Origin of the sequence: Gordonia sp. GONU (assembly GCF_024733855.1) — a bacterium.
Lineage (GTDB): Bacteria > Actinomycetota > Actinomycetes > Mycobacteriales > Mycobacteriaceae > Gordonia > Gordonia amicalis.
Genome location: NZ_JANRHB010000009.1, coordinates 1 through 20,744 on the forward strand (window position 1 = coordinate 1; position 20,744 = coordinate 20,744).

Annotated in this window: 17 protein-coding genes and 1 pseudogene; 9 read left to right on the plus strand and 9 right to left on the minus strand. The window is 65.3% G+C overall.

From position 1 onward, the window contains the following. Positions 1–48 precede the first annotated feature (48 nt). The 4 genes and pseudogenes from NWF34_RS10830 to NWF34_RS10845 form a co-directional block, all read right to left on the minus strand. Positions 49–1,527: an NAD(P)/FAD-dependent oxidoreductase gene (locus NWF34_RS10830; protein WP_258325014.1), complete on the minus strand. Its 1,479-nt coding sequence runs from the start codon at positions 1,525–1,527 to the stop codon at positions 49–51. A gap of 6 nt (positions 1,528–1,533) precedes the next feature. After that, positions 1,534–4,521, minus strand: a complete 2,988-nt coding sequence (locus tag NWF34_RS10835; protein ID WP_375295645.1) for an FAD-binding and (Fe-S)-binding domain-containing protein — start codon at positions 4,519–4,521, stop codon at positions 1,534–1,536. A gap of 12 nt (positions 4,522–4,533) precedes the next feature. Further along, positions 4,534–5,652, minus strand: coding sequence for an enolase C-terminal domain-like protein (locus NWF34_RS10840; protein WP_258325016.1), 1,119 nt, complete (start codon positions 5,650–5,652; stop codon positions 4,534–4,536). Further along, positions 5,649–7,441: pseudogene (locus NWF34_RS10845) on the minus strand (thiamine pyrophosphate-requiring protein). The gene NWF34_RS10840 and the pseudogene NWF34_RS10845 overlap by 4 nt, the downstream one beginning before the upstream one ends. Positions 7,442–7,644: 203 nt before the next feature. On the opposite strand from NWF34_RS10845, the gene NWF34_RS10850 reads away from it, so the two are divergent. Together NWF34_RS10850 and NWF34_RS10855 are read left to right on the plus strand one after the other, a co-directional pair. Beyond that, entirely contained in the window at positions 7,645–9,402 is a 1,758-nt protein-coding gene (locus NWF34_RS10850; RefSeq protein WP_258325017.1) for a glycoside hydrolase family 15 protein, read from the plus strand. Positions 9,403–9,430: 28 nt separating this feature from the next. Beyond that, positions 9,431–10,456: an SDR family oxidoreductase gene (locus tag NWF34_RS10855; protein ID WP_258325018.1), complete on the plus strand. Its 1,026-nt coding sequence runs from the start codon at positions 9,431–9,433 to the stop codon at positions 10,454–10,456. A gap of 26 nt (positions 10,457–10,482) precedes the next feature. Here NWF34_RS10855 and NWF34_RS10860 read toward each other — a convergent pair whose 3' ends face one another. Together NWF34_RS10860 and NWF34_RS10865 are read right to left on the minus strand one after the other, a co-directional pair. Beyond that, positions 10,483–11,043: a MarR family transcriptional regulator gene (locus NWF34_RS10860; RefSeq protein ID WP_309148634.1), complete on the minus strand. Its 561-nt coding sequence runs from the start codon at positions 11,041–11,043 to the stop codon at positions 10,483–10,485. A 29-nt stretch (positions 11,044–11,072) separates the two neighbouring features. Further along, complete coding sequence (locus NWF34_RS10865) at positions 11,073–11,276, minus strand: zinc-ribbon domain-containing protein (protein WP_024499280.1); 204 nt, start codon at positions 11,274–11,276, stop codon at positions 11,073–11,075. 177 nt (positions 11,277–11,453) lie between these two features. Between NWF34_RS10865 and NWF34_RS10870 the strand changes: the two genes are divergently transcribed. Both NWF34_RS10870 and NWF34_RS10875 read left to right on the plus strand, forming a co-directional pair. Next, positions 11,454–12,296, plus strand: coding sequence for an SDR family oxidoreductase (locus tag NWF34_RS10870; RefSeq protein ID WP_258325020.1), 843 nt, complete (start codon positions 11,454–11,456; stop codon positions 12,294–12,296). 114 nt (positions 12,297–12,410) lie between these two features. Continuing rightward, positions 12,411–13,166, plus strand: a complete 756-nt coding sequence (locus NWF34_RS10875; protein ID WP_258325021.1) for a DUF6319 family protein — start codon at positions 12,411–12,413, stop codon at positions 13,164–13,166. 7 nt (positions 13,167–13,173) lie between these two features. Here NWF34_RS10875 and NWF34_RS10880 read toward each other — a convergent pair whose 3' ends face one another. Next, the gene (locus tag NWF34_RS10880) at positions 13,174–13,578 is read right to left on the minus strand and encodes a VOC family protein (protein WP_258325022.1); all 405 of its coding nucleotides are present in this window, start codon (positions 13,576–13,578) and stop codon (positions 13,174–13,176) included. 216 nt (positions 13,579–13,794) lie between these two features. On the opposite strand from NWF34_RS10880, the gene NWF34_RS10885 reads away from it, so the two are divergent. Continuing rightward, positions 13,795–15,372 carry an FMN-binding glutamate synthase family protein gene (locus NWF34_RS10885; RefSeq protein WP_258325023.1) on the plus strand — a complete coding sequence of 526 codons (1,578 nt, stop codon included), beginning with the start codon at positions 13,795–13,797 and terminating at the stop codon, positions 15,370–15,372. Positions 15,373–15,415: 43 nt separating this feature from the next. Here NWF34_RS10885 and NWF34_RS10890 read toward each other — a convergent pair whose 3' ends face one another. After that, complete coding sequence (locus tag NWF34_RS10890) at positions 15,416–16,216, minus strand: crotonase/enoyl-CoA hydratase family protein (RefSeq protein ID WP_258325127.1); 801 nt, start codon at positions 16,214–16,216, stop codon at positions 15,416–15,418. Between the two features lie 66 nt (positions 16,217–16,282). Between NWF34_RS10890 and NWF34_RS10895 the strand changes: the two genes are divergently transcribed. Together NWF34_RS10895 and NWF34_RS10900 are read left to right on the plus strand one after the other, a co-directional pair. Next, on the plus strand, positions 16,283–16,828 hold the full coding sequence (locus tag NWF34_RS10895; RefSeq protein WP_258325024.1) for a YceI family protein: 546 nt from the start codon (positions 16,283–16,285) through the stop codon (positions 16,826–16,828). A 96-nt stretch (positions 16,829–16,924) separates the two neighbouring features. Next, positions 16,925–17,605, plus strand: coding sequence for a response regulator transcription factor (locus NWF34_RS10900; RefSeq protein ID WP_258325025.1), 681 nt, complete (start codon positions 16,925–16,927; stop codon positions 17,603–17,605). A 10-nt stretch (positions 17,606–17,615) separates the two neighbouring features. Here the strand turns inward: NWF34_RS10900 and NWF34_RS10905 are convergent, their stop codons facing one another. Next, positions 17,616–19,055 carry a cell wall metabolism sensor histidine kinase WalK gene (locus NWF34_RS10905; RefSeq protein WP_258325026.1) on the minus strand — a complete coding sequence of 480 codons (1,440 nt, stop codon included), beginning with the start codon at positions 19,053–19,055 and terminating at the stop codon, positions 17,616–17,618. Between the two features lie 82 nt (positions 19,056–19,137). On the opposite strand from NWF34_RS10905, the gene NWF34_RS10910 reads away from it, so the two are divergent. Both NWF34_RS10910 and NWF34_RS10915 read left to right on the plus strand, forming a co-directional pair. After that, complete coding sequence (locus tag NWF34_RS10910) at positions 19,138–19,854, plus strand: phosphatase PAP2 family protein (RefSeq protein ID WP_258325027.1); 717 nt, start codon at positions 19,138–19,140, stop codon at positions 19,852–19,854. After that, positions 19,844–20,680: a hypothetical protein gene (locus NWF34_RS10915; RefSeq protein WP_258325028.1), complete on the plus strand. Its 837-nt coding sequence runs from the start codon at positions 19,844–19,846 to the stop codon at positions 20,678–20,680. Before NWF34_RS10910 ends, NWF34_RS10915 begins: the two co-directional genes overlap by 11 nt. The last annotated feature ends 64 nt before the right edge of the window (positions 20,681–20,744 follow it).

Here is a 20,744-nt window from a genome sequence, read left to right on the forward strand (position 1 = left end):
CTGTCACGTTGCCGTATTCACGGTCCAACGCCTCGAAAAACAGCTCCTTCAACTCCGCAGAAACCATGATCCCCGCAACTCCCTGATAGCCAGGGTGTTGCGGGGATCACTAGAACCCAAGAGTCCCGGGGTGGGCCGAAAGATCAGCTGTTGATGAATTGCGTTGGTGCCCTGATTGATCGCGCCGCCCACCAGACTCGGATCGTGCTGTTCCAGGTCGACGGGAGTCTGAACGGCGCGCGCGACGACGCGGGAGGTGAACCCCGGAGCATGGCGCGCGATCACGGTTTCGATCCGGTCGGCGAAGCGCTGAGCACGTTCAGTCGTCCATCGGAGGTCGCGGGGGACGTGGGTGTAAGCCCACACGTTCTCGGTTCCCCGGGGAGAACGTGTCGGATCGGCGGTACTCATCTGTCCCAACAGGATGAACGGATCGTCGGGAAGGACTCCGTTGCGCAACTGCGTGTAGTACGTGGCCATTCCGTTGATGTCGCAACCCAGGTGGACGGTTCCCGCGCCGGTGGCGGCCGAGTTCGACCACGGGACGGGACCCGACAGCGCCCAGTCGACCTTCACGGTTCCGTCGTCCCACTCGAACCGCTTCAGATCGTCGGCCATGCGTGACGGGAGATGTTCCTCGCCGATCAGACGGCGATACAGCGTGGGCGCCGGCACATCGGCGAGCACGGCATGCGTTGCCCGCACCTGTTCGCCCTCGGCATCGCGCACCCCGACCGCGCGACGATCCCGCAGGATCACGCCGGTGACCGGTCGGTTGCACTCCACGACGCCTCCGCGGTCGGTCAACCGCGCGACCAGTGCGTCGGTGATCCGGCCGGCACCGCCTTCCGCCACGGGATAGCCCACGGTTTGTCCCAGCATCGTGAGCAACCATCCGTACAGGGCACTCCCCGTGACGTCGGGTCCGAGGACGCTGTGAACCGCATTTCCGGCGAGCAGCAGGCGAGCTCCGTCCCCACTGAACGTCTCCTCCCCGAATCTTCGGACGGGCAACAGGAATCGCCTGATCAGCCGCACCGCCTCGGCCGTGTCGACCGCGCACATCAACGACGTGGCACCGCGGACCGGTGGAAAGGGATGGAGCAATGAGTCGAGCAACTGCCGCCCGATTCGTTTCCACAGAACCACTTCATCGCGCCAGTTCTGTGCATCGACGGCGGCGAATCGTCCTACGGAGGCAGCTGTACGTTCGAGTTCTCGAGAGAGCAGCACCGCTTCGTCGTCGGGCAGTATGTGCGCCAGCACATCCGGTGCATGTCGCCAACGTAGTCCGTAGCCCGACAGACCCAGGCCCTCGACGACCGGTGATGCAATTGCCATGGGGTAGAAGGCACTACAGAGGTCGGTCGGGAACCCGGGCGCGGTGAGTTCGGCGGTTCGCACCGCACCGCCCGGTTCCGCGGTGGCCTCGAGGACGAGCACACTCCAACCCGCATCTGCCAGAAGATTGGCGGCGACGAGCCCGTTGTGTCCGGCCCCGATCACCACCGCGTCGACTGTTCGCATTCCTTCTCAACTCCCGTGCGTCGCCGAAGACGAACTCGCCGATGTTCCCGATCGAGCGCCACGGGCGAGAGCGGCGGCCAGGACTTGGGCGGTGTGCAACGGCGAGACATCCGGCTCGAGGTCCCGGATCTGGGTTCGGCAGCTGAATCCGTCCGCCACCACCAGGGTTTCCGCGCCGGCGTCGCGGATCGCCGGGAGAAGTTTGTCCTCGGCACAGGCGACGGAGACGTCGTAGTGCCCCCGCTCGAACCCGAAATTGCCTGCCAGGCCGCAACATCCGGCGTCCAACACCTCGGCGTCCACGCCCGCGGTCTCGAGTGCAGCGGAGTCGGCGGTGTACTTCAACACCGCGTGTTGGTGACAGTGCGGCTGCAGCAGCGCCGAGGCATGAAGATCGGGAGGGGCCCAATCAGGGGCTCTGCCGCGTAGGAGTTCACCGAGTGTCACCGTTTGCTCGGCGCAACGGTGTGCGTCCTCGTCGCCGTACAACAGTTGTGGCAGATCAGCGCGGAACACCGCGGCACAACTCGGCTCGAGTACCACGATCGGCGTACCGGAACGCAGTGCCGGTCCGAGGATGTCCAGTGTCCGGCGCAAGACCCGCTTGGCGGTCGGCAACTGTCCCGTGGAGATCCACGTGAGTCCACAACATGCGAACCGGTCGGGGAGGTGCACTTCGAAGCCGGCGTCTTCGAGGACGGCGACGGCGTCCCGGCCGATCTGCGGATCGAAGTTCTCGGTGAAGGTGTCGGGCCAGAGCACGACGCGTCCTCGCGTTGCGCCCCCTGTCGGGCCATCACGGTGTGCGAACCAGGCGCTGAAGCGCTCGTCGGCGAACCGCGGCAATGCGCGTTGCGGGTCGATCCCCCCGGCGGATTTCAGTAGTCGCGACAGGACCGGGGCGTGCGCAACGGAGTTGACGAACCGGGGCGCGGCGCTTGCCATACGCGCCCACACCGGGATCCATCCCATCGAATAATGCGTCCGAGGTCGTGGGCGACGTGCATAGAAATGGGAGAGGAACTCGGCCTTGTACGTGGCCATGTCGACATCGACCGGACAGTCGCTCCGGCACCCCTTGCAGGCCAGGCACAAGTCAAGTGCGTCTTTGACTTCCGACGATCGCCACCCGTCGGTGATCACGTCTCCCTCGAGCATCTCGAACAGTAGGCGCGCGCGCCCGCGCGTGGAATGTTCCTCTTCTCCGGTGGCACGATAGCTCGGACACATGACCCCGGACTCGTGCCCGCGGCATTTGCCGACTCCGACGCAGCGAGCGGCGGCGTGCGCGAAGCGGTGACTGTCGTCGGGGTAGGAGAAGTGCGTGATCGTTTCAGCAGGCCGGTAGTCGGCACCCTGTCGCAGATTCTCGTCCAAACGGTTGGGGTGAACGATCTTGCCCGGGTTCATCCTGTTGCCGGGGTCGAACAGTGCCTTGAGTACCTCGAACGCACGGATCAGGTCTGCGCCGAACATCAGGGGGAGGAGTTCACCCCGGGACTGGCCGTCGCCGTGTTCACCGGACAATGATCCGCCGTAGTCGACGACGAGGTGCGCGCTCTCTTCCGCGAACGCGCGGTACTTTGCGATACCGTCCGTCGAGCGCAGATCGAAGGGAATCCGGGTGTGCACACACCCCTGGCCGAAATGTCCGTACAACGAGGCGCTTCCGAAGCCATACCGGTCGAGCAGTCCGCGGAAGTCGCGCAGGTAGTCTCCGAGCCGGTCGGGCGGTACGGCAGCGTCCTCCCAGCCTTCGTGGGTCTCCGGTTCACCGGGCGGGTAGGCGGTGGCACCCAAGCCGGCCTCGCGTGCAGCCCAGATCTGCTTCTTGTGTGTCGCATCATCGAAGATCGCGCCGTGCGCCCCGGTGCGTGGGCACACGTCTTCGATCAGTCCTTTCGCCTTGGCGTCGGCATCGGCGCGGTCGTCACCGTTCATCTGGACCATCAACCAGGCGTTGCCTTCTGGCAGTTGCCGGAGGGCGTCCTCGGCGAGTCGCCGGCTGTGTTCGAGTTGGGCGAGACGGTGGTCGATGCCTTCCAGCGCGGCCGGTCCATGGGTGACGACGAGCGGGACCGCATCGGCGGCCGTGGTGATGTCGTCGAAGCCGAGGAGCACGAGCGCAGAAGCCGCCGGACGTCGAACCAGCTTCAGTTCTGCACCGAGCACGGTGACCAGGGTGCTCTCGCTGCCGACGAGCAGCTGGGCGACGTCGAAGTTCTTCTCGGGCAGCAACGAATCGAGGTTGTAGCCGGAGACACGGCGGGGGATGTCGGGGTAGCGTTCGCGGATCTGGTCGGCGTGGTCATCGCGTAGTCGCCGGAGGCCCCGATAGATCTGAGACGTCCGGTCTCCGACCCGGACGATCCTCTCGTAGTCCGTGTCGGGGGTGGCCTGCACCCACATCCGCGTGCCGTCATAGGTGAGCACGTCGAGGCCGAGGACGGAATCGACGGTCTTGCCGTATGCCTGGGCAGTCGAGCCGCACGAGTTGTTACCGATCATTCCGCCGATCGCGCAGCTGACATGAGTGGACGGTTTCGGTCCGAACATCCACCCGGTCTCCTCGAGTGCATTGTTGAGCACATCCAGAGCGATACCGGGTTCGACTGTGACAGTGCCTTTCTCCTCGTTGACGGCATGTATGCGCGTGCAGTACTTGCTCCAGTCGAGCACGACGGCGGTGTTGCAGCACTGACCGGCGAGACTCGTCCCGCCACCACGGGAGAGCACGGGCACGTCGAAGTCCCGGCAGACGGTCACCGCGTCGACGGCGGCCTCGGGCGTTCTGGGCACGACCACCCCGATCGGCACCTGCCGGTAGTTGGACGCATCCGTGGAGTACGCGGCGCGGGACCCGGCGTCGAACCTGACCTCGCCATCGACCCGTTCCCGGAGGGCTTCGGCCAGTTCGTCGAACAACAGCGGAGTTCGCGGAGTCGCTCCGGAAGCGTGGTTCTCGGTCACGGGTTTGTCCTCACTGTGTGACATCGTCCGGCGTTCTCACCGGACCCGAAAAGGTTCGAGGTCTGCGAACTTGGGTGTCAGGCCATGTCCAGGGGCGTCGTCACTCGGCGTCAGGCAGCCACCGGTCGGGTCGAGCGTGCCGTCGAAGAACGCCGTCTCGATCCGGACATGATCGTGAAACCACTCGAGGTGACGCAGGTTGGGAACTGTGGTGGCGGCGTGGACGTGCAGGTGCGGAGCGCAATGGGCGGACAGATCGAGACCGAAGGTCGCCGCCATCGCCGCCACCCGCAGCCAGTCGGTGATGCCTCCGCAACGGGTGACGTCTGCCTGCAGACAGTCCACGGCACCGGCGGCACACATCTGCCGGAAATACGCAGGCGCATAACCATATTCACCGGCGGCGACATCAACGTCGACCGCCTCGCGTATCTGATGCAGTCCGTCGAGATCGTCGGAGGACACCGGCTCCTCCAGCCAGCGTACGTCCGCGTCGGCGGCGGCCTGCATCATCCGGATCGCCTGTTTGCGGGTGTATCCGCCGTTGGCGTCGACGAACAGTTCCGCCGCATCGCCGATGACCTCTCGTGCCTGACGGATGCGTCGGAGGTCCCGCTCGGGCTCGGTGCCCCAACTCTCGGCGATCTTGATCTTCACCCGGGGGATGCGCTGGTCGTGTACCCAGTGTTCGAGTTGTTCGTCGAGTCGGGTGTGGTCGTAGGTGGTGAAGCCTCCGCTGCCATAGATCGGGACGTGCTCGTGTACCGCTCCGAGCAGCCGATGCAACGGAAGCGAGAGCAGGCGTGCTTTCAGGTCCCACAGGGCCACGTCGACCGCTGACAGTGCACATCCCGCGATTCCCGGTCGGCCCGCGTTGCGCAGTGCACGAATCATCTTCTCGTGGAGGTCGAGTACATCGGCGTCCTCTCGCCCGACGATCAGCGGGGCCAGCAGATCCGCGATGACGGGCACACATGCCGCGGGCGCATAAGTCCATCCCACCCCGACCCCGTCGTCCGTATGTGCCTGCACGAGAACGAGGGTCGTACTGTCCCAGGAAAGTGTCCCGTCCGCTTCGGGCGCGTCGGTGGGAATCGTGTATGCGGCTGCATCGAGTTCGACGACGGTCATCGGCGGCTCCGGCTCGGGTGTCATCCGTTCCTGTGGGGCAAGAATTCCTGAGCCTTGGTTCTGATCCCTTCCTTGATGAATCCCCACCGGTCCTCGTCGCCGCCGAGCACCGCAGCGGTAGCCGATGTGAACTGCTCCCACGTGGCGTGCGGCGGGATGGGGGGCATGTTGGGATCGGTGTGGACATCGAGCACGGTGGGACGCGGTGCGGACAGCGCCGCATCCCAGGCGCCGTCGACGTCGTCCGGGTCGCTCACCGTTATTGCGTGAAGACCGAGCGACGATGCGAAGCCGGCGTAGTCGACGTCCGGCAGGTCCTGGGACTCGGTGAACTTCGGGGACCCGGACATCGCGCGCATCTCCCACGTCACCTGGTTGAGATCGTTGTTGTGCAGAATCGCGACGATCAACCGGGGATCGCGCCAGTCCTCCCAGTACCGCTTGATGGTGATCAGCTCCGCCAGGCCGTTCATCTGCATCGCGCCGTCACCGACGAATGCGATGACCGGCTGGTCCGGGTGGGCGAACTTGGCGCCGATCGCGTACGGGACACCGGGCCCCATGGTCGCCAGGGTGCCCGACAGCGAACCCCGCATGCGTCCTCGGAACCGAAGCTGACGCGCATACCATTGGCCGACGATCCGGAGTCCGCGGTGACGATGGCGTCTTCCGGCATCCGGGGCGACAATGCGGCGAACAGCCGCAGCGGGTTGACGGGGTCGGCCGGTACAGCGGCCTCCATCTCCATGGTCTCCCACCACCGGGCGACATCGGATTCGATCTTCGCCTGCCAGCCCCTGTCCTCCTTGCGCTGCAGGTGGGGGATGAGCGCTTCGAGAGCTGTGCGAGCATCGGCGACGATGTTGACCTCGTTGGGATAGCGCATACCGACGAAGCGACCGTCGACGTCGATCTGTACGCCGCGGGCCTGATCGAGGTCGGGCAGGAACTGCGTGTAGGGGAAACTCGAGCCGATCGTGAGAAGCGTGTCGCAGTCACGCATCATCTCGTAACTCGGTCGCGTACCCAGCAATCCAATCGATCCGGTGACCCAGGGTAGTTCGTCGGACAGAACATCTTTGCCCAGAAGCGCTTTCGCGGCACCGGCGCCGAGGAGATCGGCGACCTGCTCCACCTCCGCAGCGGCGCCGCGTGCACCGTTCCCGACCAGGAGTGCGACCTTTTCGCCCGCGTTGAGGACCGCGGCGGCTCGTGCGATCGCCTCGTCGTCCGGCGCCACTTTCGGTCGATCGAAGCCCAGACTGGACGGGACCATCTTGAACTCATGTGTCGGTGGCGAGTACTCGAGCTCTTGCACGTCAGCCGGGATGATCAACGCCGTGGGTACCCGCTGGGTGAGTGCGACCCGTATCGCGCGGTCGAGCACGTTGGGCAGCTGCTCGGGAACGGTGACCATCTGTACGTAGTCGCTCGCCACGTCCTTGTAGAGACTCAGCAGATCGATTTCCTGCTGATAGGAGCCACCCATCGCGGAGCGGTTGGTCTGTCTCACGATCGCGACCACGGGGACGTGATCGAGTTTGGCGTCGTAGAGGCCGTTGAGCAGATGGACTGCCCCCGGGCCTGACGTCGCCATACACACACCGAGACGGTCGGTGAACTTGGCGTAGCCGACCGCTTCGAACGCACTCATCTCCTCATGCCGAGACTGAACGAACTGCGGGCGGTTTCCAGCTCGTCCCCAGGCCGCGAGCATGCCGTTGATGCCGTCGCCCGCGTAGGCGAAGACGTGTTCGACGTTCCAGTCCCGGAGTCGTTCGAGCAGGAAGTCTGCGACGTTCTTGTCTGCCATCGGTTTCTCCTCGAAATCACGTGCAGTGTGGTTTCTCCTCGAGTCCATGTGCAGTGCCCATGGTCGTCCACGGAGGCGGAACAATCAACCACGAGCAACCATTGCATTCGATCAATCATTGCGAGTAGCAAGGTAGAGAGGGCGAGACGCCATCCGACACAGTCGTTCCTGGGAGTTCCGAGAGGGAAAACGTGGTCCACGCAATGCGAACAAACAGGTCAGATGCGGACGTTGCCCCTCATGTGCTCCGCGAGTATGCCTTGGTCGCAGACGGTGAACGAGGAGCGCTGATCGGTCCACGCGGTGATCTCGCGTGGATGTGCGCACCGCTATGGGGCTCCGAACCCGTTTTCTCCACACTGCTCGGCGGGCCCGGGATCTACCTGGTCGCACCCGACACGCCCCGGTTCGTGTGGGGCGGTTATTACGAGGACGGGTCGTTGATCTGGCGGAGCCGCTGGGTCGACACGGGAATCATCGAGTGCCGCGAGGCTCTCGCGATGCCTGCCGACCGGCACACGGCAGTGATCCTGCGCCGCATCGTCGCGCTCGACGGACCTGCACGGCTGCGCGTACTGCTCCGAGCGCAACCTGACGAAGGCCGCGTGTCGAGTCCATCGCGGGCCCCCGACGACTCCTGGCACATACGGGCGGGACCTCTTCATCTGCGCTGGAGCGGGGCCTCGACCGCGGTCCGGTCCCGGGCCGGAATGGAGATGCATCTCGACGTACCTCAGGGACATACCCACGATCTGGTCCTGGAGATCTCTGACCGCCCGCTGGTCGACATCCCGCCGACACCGGACGAACTCTGGGACCGGACCGAACACGCGTGGGCCACTGCCGTCGCGCCGATCCAAGGCACCCTTGCCGATCGGGACGCACGACACGCGACCGCTGTTCTCACCGGGTTGACAAGCAGCAGTGGAGGAATGGTGGCTGCCGCGACCACCTCGTTACCCGAGAGGGCCGAGCAAGGGCGAAACTACGACTACCGCTACTGCTGGATTCGTGATCAGTGCTATGCGGGTCAGGCGGCGGCCCTGTACGACCCGCATCCGCTTCTCGACGCATCGGTTCGCTTCGTCGGCGAGCGGTTGCTCGCCGATGGCTCGAAGCTGAAGCCCGCGTACACGACGGATGGCGGCGACGTTCCCTCGCAGAGCACAGCCGAGCTTCCGGGCTACCCCGGCGGCAGCGTGGTCGTCGGCAACTGGGTGAACCACCAGTTCCAACTGGACACCTTCGGGGAGGCGTTGTTGCTGTTCGCAGCGGCAGCTCGTCACGACGGCCTCGAATCATCATCCTGGCGCGCGGTGGAAACCGCCGCCGCTGCCATCGAAGCCCGCTGGCGGGAGCCCGACGCCGGAATCTGGGAGCTCGACACTCGACGCTGGACACACTCGACCCTGACGTGCGCTGCCGGTTTACGCGCCGTGGCCGTTTTCGCACCACACGCACAGCGCGACCGCTGGCTCGACCTCGCCGAAACCCTCGTCGACCACGCCCGTCACCGCTGCACCCATCCGTCGGGGCGGTGGCAGCGCGCCCCCGACGACGAACGGGTCGATGCCGCTCTACTGCTTTCGGCGATCAGGGGAGCGATCCCGGCGACGGACCCGTTGAGCCGACGAACACTGGACGCGGTCCGCACCACACTCGGCAGCGACGGCTATGTCTACCGATTCCGGCACGACGATCGCCCGCTCGCCGAAGCCGAAGGCGCCTTCCTGCTGTGCGGATTTCTCATGGCACTCGCTGATCATCAGCAGGGCAACAGATTTGAGGCGGTTCGATGGTTCGAACGGAACCGTGCCGCGTGCGGTCCTCCGGCACTGTTCACCGAGGAATTCGACGTCATCGAACGACAGTTGCGCGGGAATCTACCCCAGGCATTCGTCCACGCGTTGTTACTCGAAACCGCGAGACGACTTGCCCAACCCTGGGATTCGACAACCTGACCTGAGCGCCGCACGGAAAGGACATGCAATGTCATCACCAACCCACCGCCAGATCGTGGTCGTCACCGGCGCGAGCGCGGGCATAGGACGCGCAGTGGCGCGCGCATACGGACATCGACGAGCAAAGGTCGCGTTGATCGCACGCGGAGAGGCCGGGCTCGCAGCGGCGGCATGTGAGGTCGAGGATGCAGGCGGCGAGGCGCTCGTCCTGCCCACCGACGTCGCCGACCCCGAGGCGGTCGAAGCCGCCGCTGCGGCCACCGTCGAGCGGTTCGGTCGCATCGACGTGTGGGTCAACGTGGCATTCACCTCGGTATTCGCACCGTTCACCGAGATCAGTCCGGCCGAATACCGGCGCGTCACCGAGGTCAACTACCTCGGCTTCGTGTACGGCACCATGTCGGCGCTCAAACGGATGCTGCCCGCCGACCACGGCACCATCGTGCACGTCGGCTCCGCCCTGGCCTATCGAGGTATCCCGCTCCAGAGCGCCTATTGCGGATCAAAACACGCCATCCAGGGATTCCATGAATCGGTCCGGTGCGAACTGTTGCACCGCCACAGCAACGTTCACGTGACCATGGTGCAGATGCCCGCGGTCAACACGCCGCAGTTCTCGTGGGTTCTCTCCCGCCTGCCCCGGCATGCACAACCCGTGCCGCCCATCTATCAACCCGAGGTGGCAGCCCGTGCGGTGCTCCATGCCGCGGACCACCCGAAACGCCGCGAATACTGGGTCGGTGCGAGCACCGCGGCAACTCTCGTCGGCAATGCGCTAGCACCCGGACTGCTCGATCGGTACCTGGCGCGCACCGGCTTCGACTCTCAGCAGACCTCGCGCCCCCGCGATCCCGACCAGCCGGCAAACCTCTGGGAGCCGGCGGACGGACCGGACGGAAGCGACTTCGGCGCGCACGGGGTGTTCGACCGACGCGCCAAGAACTCGAGTGCTCAGACCGTCCTGTCTCGTCACCATGGGGTCGCGGGTGTGGCGGCCGCGGTCGCCTCGCTGACTGTTGCGGTACTGGCCAAGCGATCTCGCGCCCTCAGGTGACACCCGGTTACGCCGAAGGCTGCGTTTCACGGGTGCAGGGGCCACACCAGGGTCAGGGAATCGTCAGTGGTCGGCTCTCCCGCCGCGACGGCGAAGGCATCGAACGCGACGGTCAGTTCGTCACGCTGCGTTGCACTCAGCTTCTTGAGCACCGCGGCGATGGCCTCACGTCGATGATCAGTGACGGTCTGCACGAGGTCGGCGCCGTCGGTGGTCACCGTCACCGCCAGTCTGCGTCGATCCTCAGGGGCATCACGTCGGTCCAGCAGGCCTGCCTTCATCAACCTGTCCACGCTTCGACTGGCGCTGGAGGGATCGACGTCGAGTTCGTCGGCGATGACTGCGAGACTGAGCGGCCCCCGGGTGGCGACCAATGTGAGGATCCGCAGCTGAGGAATGCTCACCCGATCCTCCACCTCCGCGACCGAGGCCGCGGCGATCCCGATCAGTGCACGAGAGGCCCACATCACCGCATCGACCTGCTTGTCGAACTTCTTGCGCGATCGGCGCCGAGGTGGGGCAGACGTGGAGTCCATTGAGCCATCTTCTGTCATTCCATGCAGTTGATCAAGCATTGCGCACTGCATGAATCGATGGCGGTTGACGAAGTGATCGCTCAGGCCGCGACGGTGGCACCGCAGATACCACACGCCTCGAACTGCCGACGGCCCCAGCGCGCCACCGGGATGAAGAAGAGCGTGAATTGGCTGTACTCCCGCATCCTGGCCCACTGGGTGGTGTTGTGGCATCGCGGGCATGTCCGCGTCTGTCCCGCACCGAGATGTTGTTGCCTGCGACCGAATCCGAAAAGGAAGAACACGTTGCCATCGTGCCAGAAGGAGGACGTGGCGACCGTTTCCACCGTCACGGGCCCCGAGCCGGCGGCTCCGCCCGTTCAGAAGTTCCATGCCACAACTGCTTCCCGGAGACCAGCAGCATGGTCCGAGACGCCTTAGGCTTGGGCTCGCCGAATATCAACAGAGGGGACCAGACACCGATGGACAGGACTGTGATCGTGACCGGCGGCGCCGGCGGGATGGGACTGGCCACCGCCAGGATCATGGGTCGCGACCACGACGTGGTGCTCACCGACGTCAGAGAGGATCCGCTGGCCTCCGCCGTGGCCGATCTCGAGTCGAGCGGGATCCGGGCTCGGTACGTCGTCGCCGACATCACCGACCGCGGATCCGTGGAGGCCCTCTTCGCGACCTCCGCCGCCTCCGCGCCGGTACGCGCGGTGGTGCACGCCGCCGGGGTGAGCCCACAGATGGGGTCGGCGGAGAAGATCATCAAGATCAACGCCGTCGGGACCATCAACGTCACCGAGGCGTCCCTGGCCGCCGCCGGCGAGGGATTCGCTCTCGTCAACGTCGCGTCCATCGCCGGGCACATGCTGCCGTCGGTCATGGTGCCGCGGCGCACCTACCGGCTGGCGACGCGCGACGTCGAGGAGTTCACCCGCAAGATGATCGCGAACGCATCCCGCGGTCCGGCCAGGATGCATCCCGGTTCGGCGTATTCGCTGAGCAAGAACTTCGTCATCCGTTACTCGGCGGACCGAGCCGGTGCGTTCGGTGCTCGGGGTGCCCGCATCCTGTCCGTCTCGCCGGGATCGTTCGACACCGAGATGGGCCAGCTCGAGGAGAAGAGCGGGTCGGCCAGACTGTTGGAGTTCGCCGCACTCAAACGATTCGGCCGCCCGGACGAGATCGCAGAACTGCTGGCCTTCTGCGCCGGCGACAAACCGGGCTATCTCACCGGCACCGACATCCTGTGCGACGGCGGCACCAAGGCCGGACTGGGCATCAAAGGCATGCTGGCAATGGCTCGCGGCGCCTGAATCCAGACCTCCACCCGCGTGTGGCGCACCTGCCGCCGAGTTGATCGACCCTTCGATGGGCCTGGCACCCGTCCGCTTCGACTGGGGGTGTTCTCTTCGCACGCGTGTGCGAAGATGGTCGGTGTGAGTTCGCATCGAAGGCCGGGACTGACTCCCGACGATCTGGAATCTCTCTCCGCGGCGCTCGCCGCAGGCAAGCGGGCCACCGTGTACCTACGCGATCCGATGCCGTCGCTGGGGCTCGACGCGGGAGCATCGGCACGTGTCGTGTCGATCGACGGATCCACGGTGATGGTGAGCCCCAAGGGCGTCGACGACCAGCTACCGTTCGAGGCCGACGAACTGCAGAAGACCCGAGCAGCGACCTCTGCTTCCTCTGCACGTCAGCGAGCTGCCAGGGCGACACCGGCGCCGAATCCCGGGCAGCCACCGAAACCCGCACAGGCGCCGAAACCCGTTGCGCAGAAACCGAAGGCGGAATCACCCCAGGCACCTGCGGTGCGCACCGAACACTCATCGCGCACTGAACCGGAAACGGACACGGTGAAGCCGAGACCCGTCCCGCCCAAGGCACCCAGACGCCCCAAGACCGCGTCGGTGGTGAGCGTCACCGTGGCGTCGGCGGGCGAGAGCACGTGGACAGTGTCCGTCTCGCACGGCAGCAGGAAGGGCAAGGCAACCGAGGTGACCGCAGACCGGGTGGCTCGTGCGATGCGCGAACTGGGTGACGAGACCGCGGTCGCGGCAGTCGACGGCGTGATCGAGTCCGCACGTGCCGCGGCTCAGGAGCGGATCGATGAGCTCACCCGCGAGTTGGAGAGCGCGCGGGCTGCTCTGGCCCATCTCGACGGAGACTCCACGGACGACTGACGCGCGATCAGCCGGCTGGTGGGGCGAAGAACTCCAGCGCGATGTTGTCCGGGTCGCGAAAAGAGATTCCCGACCCGTAGTGCGCGTGTTTGATTCCGCTGTGCTCGATTCCAGCCTCGTCGAGGCGTGCGACCCAGTCCTCGAGTTCGGATTGCGTGCAGGCGAACGCGATATGGTCCAGTCCCACGTTCAGTTCGCTGAACGGATGCGTACCGCCAGAATTCGTGGTGTGGGTGTGGAGACCGAACAGTGTTCCACCGCCGAGCGCGAAGACCGTGTGGTGGAAATTGCCGGACTCTTCGTCTTCGTCCAGAACGGGCTGGGCGTCGAACAACTTCTGGTACCACGCAGTGCTGACGTCGAGATCGCTGACAGTGATCGCGACGTGGGTGAGTGCAGGAAAGTTCGGCATCGTCGCCTTCTCCTGACCTTGCAAGATTTGGTTTTCCGTTGAGGGACAGCCGGTTCCACGGCCGACCTACGCGAGACCGGAGGTCGTCGAGGACAGCGCGCCGATGAGCGGATCAAGAAGCGCAACGCGTCGATCAGTATATCGCCGGCCCCGAATCGGGAATCCCGGCTCTTTGATACGTGGCGCTACCCGGCCCGACTGGTGAACACTCGACACATGAGCCGCAAGAGGTCTGCTGTCGCAGTCGGTGCCGCCACCACAGCGGCGGCCGTTGTCGTTCGAGATCTGTTTCAGCGCGAGCACTCGTTGCTGCGCAACTTCCCGCTCGTCGGACATGCGCGCTACTGGATCGAGACGTTCGGACCCGAATTACGTCAGTACATCGTCGCCGCCAACGACGAAGAGCGTCCGTTCACCCGCGATCAACGCCGGTGGATCTACTCCTCCTCCAAGAAAGAGAACAACTACTTCGGGTTCGGCACCGACAACGACGTCGAGTTCACGACCGGATTCCCGGTGATCAAACATCGGACGTTCAGCCAGTCGTCTGCACCGGCTTCGGCACCCGAGGCCGGCCACGAGGTGGTCCTGCCCTGCGCGAAGGTGGTCGGCGCAGCACGTGGACGACCGGGTGCGTTCCGCCCGACGTCGGTTGTCAACATCTCCGGGATGAGCTTCGGAGCCCTGTCCGGGAACGCCATCGAGGCACTCAATCGCGGGGCCGCCATGACCGGCGCGCTCCACAACACCGGCGAAGGCGGGATCTCGCCCTATCACCGTCACGGTGGGGACCTGGTCTTCCAGATCGGCACCGCCTATTTCGGCTGCCGAGACGCCGACGGTCGTTTCGACCTCGCCCGCCTGAAAGCCGTCGTCGCCGAAGCTCCGGTACGCGCGCTCGAGATCAAACTCAGCCAGGGCGCCAAGCCCAATCTGGGTGGGTTGCTTCCCGGCCCCAAAGTGACTGCGGAGATCGCAGAGGCGCGCGGCGTCACGGCGGGACGTGATTGCGTGAGTCCATCACGGCACGCCGAATTCTCCGACGCCGACAGCATGCTCGACTGGGTCGAACTTCTCGCCGCCGAAACAGGGCTGCCGGTGGGCATCAAATCCGCGGTCGGAGACCTCGACTCGTGGCATCAGATCGCCGACCTGATGGCGACGACCGGCCGCGGAGTCGACTTCGTCACCATCGACGGAGGAGAAGGTGGCACGGGCGCAGCACCGTTGCTCTTCGCCGACACCGTCTCGCTCCCGTTCTTCCTCGCGTTCAGCAGGGTTTATCGGATCCTTGCCGAGCGGAACCTACATCAGCAGATCACGTTCATCGGGAGCGGCAAGCTCGGCCTACCCGACAACGCCGTCCAGGCCTTCGCACTTGGATGCGACATGGTCAGCGTCGCCCGCGAGGCGATGCTGTCCGTCGGGTGTATCCAGTCCCAGAAATGCCACACCGACACCTGCCCGACGGGTGTCGCCACGCAGAACAGCTGGCTCACAAGGGGATTGGCGCCCGACAATAAGGCACCCCGAGCGGCGAACTACATCACGACGCTACGCCGTGACCTCGCCAGGGTCGCGCAGGCCTGCGGCGTCGACCACCCCGGACTCATCACCACCGACTCGGTGGAGATCCTGGACGGCCGGCGAAGCTCCAGACCGATGACCGAGGTGTACGGGTACTCGCCGGGTATGGGTCTTCCGTCGGACGCCGACTGTGCGGAGATCGCACGTCTGATGAGCGATCAGCGCCAGGGCGGTTCGGCTCCGCCTTCGGCGACGAGCGCGAGCTGAGGAGAACCTGCCGAGTCGACGGAGCGGTGGTCGGATGGCGGTCTCACTCCGGGTCGGCGAAGCGGGGTTCCCGTCCGGACATGCCGGCGCGCACGGCCTCGAGCTGATTCGGCGACCCCATCAACTCGACCTGCAGTGTGCTCTCGAGCAACAGTGCCGCCGCCGGATCGGCGCCACTCCAGGTCTCGTCGTAGAGGCGTTTCGCGGCGCGCACGGCATGTGGCGACTTCGCGGCGATCTCATGGGCGAGCGTCAAGGCGCGGGCGAGAGGGTCGTCGGCAATTCCGGTGACCAACCCGACCTCGTGGGCTTCGGTGCCCGACAGGATGCGGCCCGTGAAGGTCAGTTCCTTGGCCACGTCGGCCGCAAGAAGCCCGGGAAGCGTCTGGGTGATGCCCATGTCGGGCACCAGGCCCCATTTCACCTCCATGATGGACAGGCGGGCGTCGGGGGCCGCGTAGCGGATGTCGGCGCCGAGAGCGATCTGCAGTCCACCTCCGAAGCAGTTGCCGTGGAGCACCGCGATCACCGGCGCCGGCACGCGCCGCCAGTCGAGCGACACTCGCTGCGCATGGTTCCCACGATCGGCGTCGTCCCGCTCCAGCAACGAGCCGCCCAGCCCCTCGCCGCCGAGAGACGAGATGTCGAGGCCGGAACAGAAACTCTTTCCGTCCCCGTGAACGACGACGGCCCGCACGCGACGATCAGCCGCCAGATCGCCGGTCACCTCGAGCAACGCGTCGAACATCGCGGGGTCCAGCGCATTGTGCTTCTCCGCGCGGTTGAGCGTGACCGTCGCGACCCCCGCCTCGTCGACATCGAGCAGGATCCTTTGTGCAGTCACCATCTTCGTCACCTCTCCACCTGTCGTGGGGCCACGGGCATGTACCCGAGCGCTTACACTACGGCCGTGGAGGAATCGGTCTGGGAGTTCAGCGAATCCGACGGCTCGGTCGTGGTGCACACCGGGGTCACCGGACCGGCGGCACGCACCGGCCATCGGCTGACGATCGCGATGCGTGCATGGACCGCGGTCGTGACCTTGAAAGACTTGGTACCCAACCGCATCGCGGCGACGATCTCAGTGGACTCCATGCAGGTGGAAGCCGGCGAGGGCGGACTCATCCCGATGACCGGAGCCGAGAAGTCGCTCGCCCGTATGAACGCCTTGAAGTCCATGCGCGCCGACAAGTACCCCGAGATCTCCTATGAATCCGAGGCACTCACCGCGACGGCACACGGGTACCGAGCCGACGGCACGTTGACCATCCACGGCCGAACACGCCCGCTTTCGTTGGACTTCGAAGTCGTCGAGACCGCGGCGGGCCGGCAGATCTCCACCGACGCGACGATCACTCAGAGCGACTTCGGGATCAAGCCGTACTCACTGATGATGGGCACGTTGAAGGTCGCCGACGACGTTCGAGTCGTCGTCGACGTCGCCCGCGCGCGGTGACCGGTCGCAGCGGGATTCTCGGAGTCGAATGAATCCTGTCTCGTACGCTGGTCGTCAACAGGGTCGACCGGCCCGAGACAAGGATGGTGACGGCAGGTGCGGATTCTGGTGGTCGACGACGACCAGAATGTCGCCGAGACGGTACGGCAGATGATGGTTGCCGAGGGGTGGGTCGTCGATGTCGTCCACGACGGCGCCGCCGGATTCGAGAAAGCCAGCACCAAGCGGTTCGACGTCATCATCCTCGACATCATGATGCCCGGCCGCAATGGCTACGAGGTGGTACGAGACCTCCGAGCGGCCGATGTCTGGACGCCGGTGCTGATGCTGACTGCCAAGGACGGCGAATACGATCAGGCCGACGCCTTCGATTTCGGCGCCGACGACTACCTGACCAAACCCTTCTCGTTCGTGGTGCTCATCGCCCGGTTGCGGGCGCTGGCACGCCGTGGTGCACCCGAGCGGCCGACAGTGCTGACCGCTGGCTCACTGACCTTGGACCCGGCAGCACACACCGCGTCGCGTCGAGGTGAGGATCTGACGCTGACCCGGCGCGAATTCGCGGTTCTCGAGTTCCTGATGCGCCACAAGGGTGACGTCGTCACCAAGGCGCAGATCTTGGATTCGGTCTGGGACATCAACTATCGCGGTGACGAGAACGTGGTAGAGGTCTACGTCAGTTATCTGCGCCGCCGTATCGACACCCCGTTCGGGTGCAAAGCCATCGAAACCGTCCGCGGCGTCGGATATCGGCTGGCCGATGACGGCGGTGGGTGAGGCACGGCACTCACGACGATTCGACGCCCGCCGAGTCGTCGGGACGCGCGTCGGACCACTGCGCGACCGGCAAGATGAAGCCGATCGTGGCGCCTCCACCGGGAGCGTCGGCGATGAGGACCCGACCCTGGTGAGCGCGGACGATCTCGGCGACGATCGCGAGTCCGAGACCCGATCCTCCTCGCATGCGTTCGCGAGCGGTGTCGAGGCGGACGAACCGTTCCACCACCCGTGATTTGTCCGCATCGGCGATTCCCGGTCCATCGTCGGCGACCGTGACCGAGACCTCATCGCCGGTTTCGGAGAGTTCCATGGTGAACGTGAGCCGATCGCGGGTGTGACGCGCCGCGTTGTCGGCGATGTTGCGCAATGCCCGGGACAGCTTTTCCGCGTCGCCTCGGACGCGGACGGCGACGATGCGGACCTCGATCCGATCATGGCCCAGCGCCTCGAGACGCGCGACCTCATCACTGACGACCTCGTCCAGGTCCACATCGGAGATGCGCAGCGGCACCCCACTTTCGTCGGCGCGGGCGAGCAGCAGTAGATCGGCCACCATCGACTGGAGCCGGTGAGCTTCGGGCAACATCACCGCGTCAACGGTGTCGGGGGTGACCGGTCGACCAGTCACGCGCGCGAGGTCGAGCAGACCGATGAGCGTGGTCAGCGGACTGTTCAGTTCGTGGGAAGCGTCGTTGACGAATCGCATCTGCTGTGTGCGGGCGGTGTCGATGCGATCGAGCATCTTGTTCATCGTTGTTGCCAACGTGGCGATCTCGTCACCGGTGGGCGGCACCGGGATTCGGTGGTGCAGCCCTTCGCCGGTGATCTGGTCGACCTGCCGGCGGACATTCTCCACCGGTGCCAGTGCGCGGCCGACGAAATAGTGGGTGAGCACCGCCATCCCGATCACGATGACCGGGAACACGATGCAGCACATCAGGCCGACGATGAGGACCAGCCAGTCGATGGGCCGTTCCAAGACCCCGACCTCGATGCTCATCGGACCATCGGGGGTGCTCACCCCGAGTACTGTCGCCCGGTACTCCGGTCCCGACGGGACAGTGGTGGCACCGTCCACGACGGACTCGGTACCCACCGGCACCCCGGGTGCCAGAGCGGCCGTAGAGCTGTCGCTGCTCGTGGCACGGATGTGTCCGGATGCGTCGACGATCTGCACGATGTCGACGTTTCCGTTCAAGCTCAGCGCCGTGCCGTCGAGCCCCGTCACACCTTCCTCGGCGACGACTCCGGCGATCTCGTGCGCCCGCGCAGCAGTCTCGCGTTCGGCGGAGCGCATCAGCACCTGATGGATGAGGAGCACCAAGATGATTGCAGCGACGGCCAGGGCCAGCGAGACCAAGGCGGTGGCCAGTAGTGTCAATCGGACGCGGACAGGCCGCAACCGATCTGCCAGCCTTCCGGGTAACCGCACCTGTCGACGTCGCACATCCCGACAGTAGTCAGCTCTCGGCCGTCGACGTGGCCTCCGACTCAGCGTCCCCTAAGCATCCGAGCGCGACTATGCGCTCATGTCTTCTTCTACGATCCGCGGCCTGTTCGCGGGGGTTCTGATCCTCGGTGTCTGCGCGCTGGGCGCAGCCCTGGCCACGCACGGTGGTCCGCTCGCCATCGATCAGACGGTCATGACCTGGGTGTTCGACCATCGCCATCAGGGAATGGTCTCGGCGGTATCGACGGTGTCGGATCTGTTCAGCCCGGGAATGGTGATCCTCTGGACACTGGTGATCGCCACCTGGCTGTTCCTCCGCGACCGTACGCTGGGCCGCGCAGCCGCGGTGGTCGGCGGCGTCGTGGCTGCCGGCGCATTCACGGAGATCGTGAAACTCTCGGTCCATCGACCGCGACCGCCGATGCATTACCACGCCGGAATCACCGAGATGACCCTCTCGTATCCGTCCGGGCATGTCACCGGGACCACGGCGCTCGCCCTGACGACCGCCGTGGTCGCGACGGCGGGGGCGAGCCGTCGAAGTCGGATGTCTGTGGTCGGGGCGGGCCTTGCGATAAGCCTGGTTGCCGCCGCCACCCGCCTCTATCTCGGGGTGCACTGGTTTTCCGACGTGCTGGCCGCGTTCGCGGTGGGAGCAGCTGCAGCCCTGATCATTCCCACTACCACGGACGCCGTCATGAGCGGGATTCGCCGTCGCGGATCCGGCCGAGTACCCGGTTGGTTCGCCCCATACCCACACGCTCCCGCGAAAGGTGTTTGTAAACATGGACTCTGACATTCTCGGCTCCAGCTCGACGCGTCTCGCCATGAGCAAGGTCCCCGAGGTGACCGTCTATTTCTGGATCATCAAGATCCTGGCGACCACGGTCGGCGAGACCGCGGCCGACTACGTCAACATGACACTCGGCCTCGGTTTGCAGTCGACCACAGTCGTGGCGGTGATCTTGCTGGTCGTCACGCTAGTCGCCCAGTTCACCTCCACCCGTTACTTGCCGGCACTGTATTGGTGGACAGTGCTGCTGGTCAGCGTGACCGGCACGCTCATCACCGACAACCTGACCGACAACCTCGGTGTTCCGCTGATGGCGACCACCATCGTGTTCGCGCTCGCACTGGTCGCTGTGTTCGCCACCTGGTACGCATTCGAACGCACCTTGTCGATTCATTCGATACGGACAGGGCGCCGAGAGGCGTTCTACTGGCTCGCGATCCTGACGACGTTCGCCCTCGGCACCGCGTCGGGCGACCTGGTCGCCGAGAAACTCGCGCTCGGTTACCTCACTTCACTGATCATCTTCACAGTGGTCATCGCGGTGGTCACCGCCGCCCACTATCTGTTCAAACTCAATATGGTGGTTGCGTTCTGGGCAGCATACGTGGTGACCCGTCCATTGGGTGCGTCACTGGGCGATCTGTTGACCCAGCCCCGCGACGACGGCGGGTTGGGTTTGAGTACAACCGCTACGAACCTGGTCTTCCTCGCCGTGATGGTTCTCCTTGTCGGCTACCTCAGCCTGACAAAGATCGATCGGCTCGAACAACGCGACGTCTCACACGCGAGCCATAACTCGACCGGTCCAGCGCCCGCCGATCCTCGGTAGGCTCGATTACGCCCGACTTGTCGACTCGGCCCGACCGCCGCCGAGAACGGTCGGGCACGCACAA

Coding starts and splice junctions, on each gene's coding strand:
- NWF34_RS10915 (WP_258325028.1), top strand. CDS start 19,844: ATGGACTCTGACATTCTCGGCTCCAGCTCGACGCGTCTCGCCATGAGC.
- NWF34_RS10840 (WP_258325016.1), bottom strand. CDS start 5,652: ATGACACCCGAGCCGGAGCCGCCGATGACCGTCGTCGAACTCGATGCA.
- NWF34_RS10830 (WP_258325014.1), bottom strand. CDS start 1,527: ATGCGAACAGTCGACGCGGTGGTGATCGGGGCCGGACACAACGGGCTC.
- NWF34_RS10860 (WP_309148634.1), bottom strand. CDS start 11,043: ATGCAGTGCGCAATGCTTGATCAACTGCATGGAATGACAGAAGATGGC.
- NWF34_RS10875 (WP_258325021.1), top strand. CDS start 12,411: ATGGTCGGTGTGAGTTCGCATCGAAGGCCGGGACTGACTCCCGACGAT.
- NWF34_RS10850 (WP_258325017.1), top strand. CDS start 7,645: ATGCGAACAAACAGGTCAGATGCGGACGTTGCCCCTCATGTGCTCCGC.
- NWF34_RS10835 (WP_375295645.1), bottom strand. CDS start 4,521: ATGTCACACAGTGAGGACAAACCCGTGACCGAGAACCACGCTTCCGGA.
- NWF34_RS10855 (WP_258325018.1), top strand. CDS start 9,431: ATGTCATCACCAACCCACCGCCAGATCGTGGTCGTCACCGGCGCGAGC.
- NWF34_RS10880 (WP_258325022.1), bottom strand. CDS start 13,578: ATGCCGAACTTTCCTGCACTCACCCACGTCGCGATCACTGTCAGCGAT.
- NWF34_RS10910 (WP_258325027.1), top strand. CDS start 19,138: ATGTCTTCTTCTACGATCCGCGGCCTGTTCGCGGGGGTTCTGATCCTC.
- NWF34_RS10870 (WP_258325020.1), top strand. CDS start 11,454: ATGGACAGGACTGTGATCGTGACCGGCGGCGCCGGCGGGATGGGACTG.
- NWF34_RS10885 (WP_258325023.1), top strand. CDS start 13,795: ATGAGCCGCAAGAGGTCTGCTGTCGCAGTCGGTGCCGCCACCACAGCG.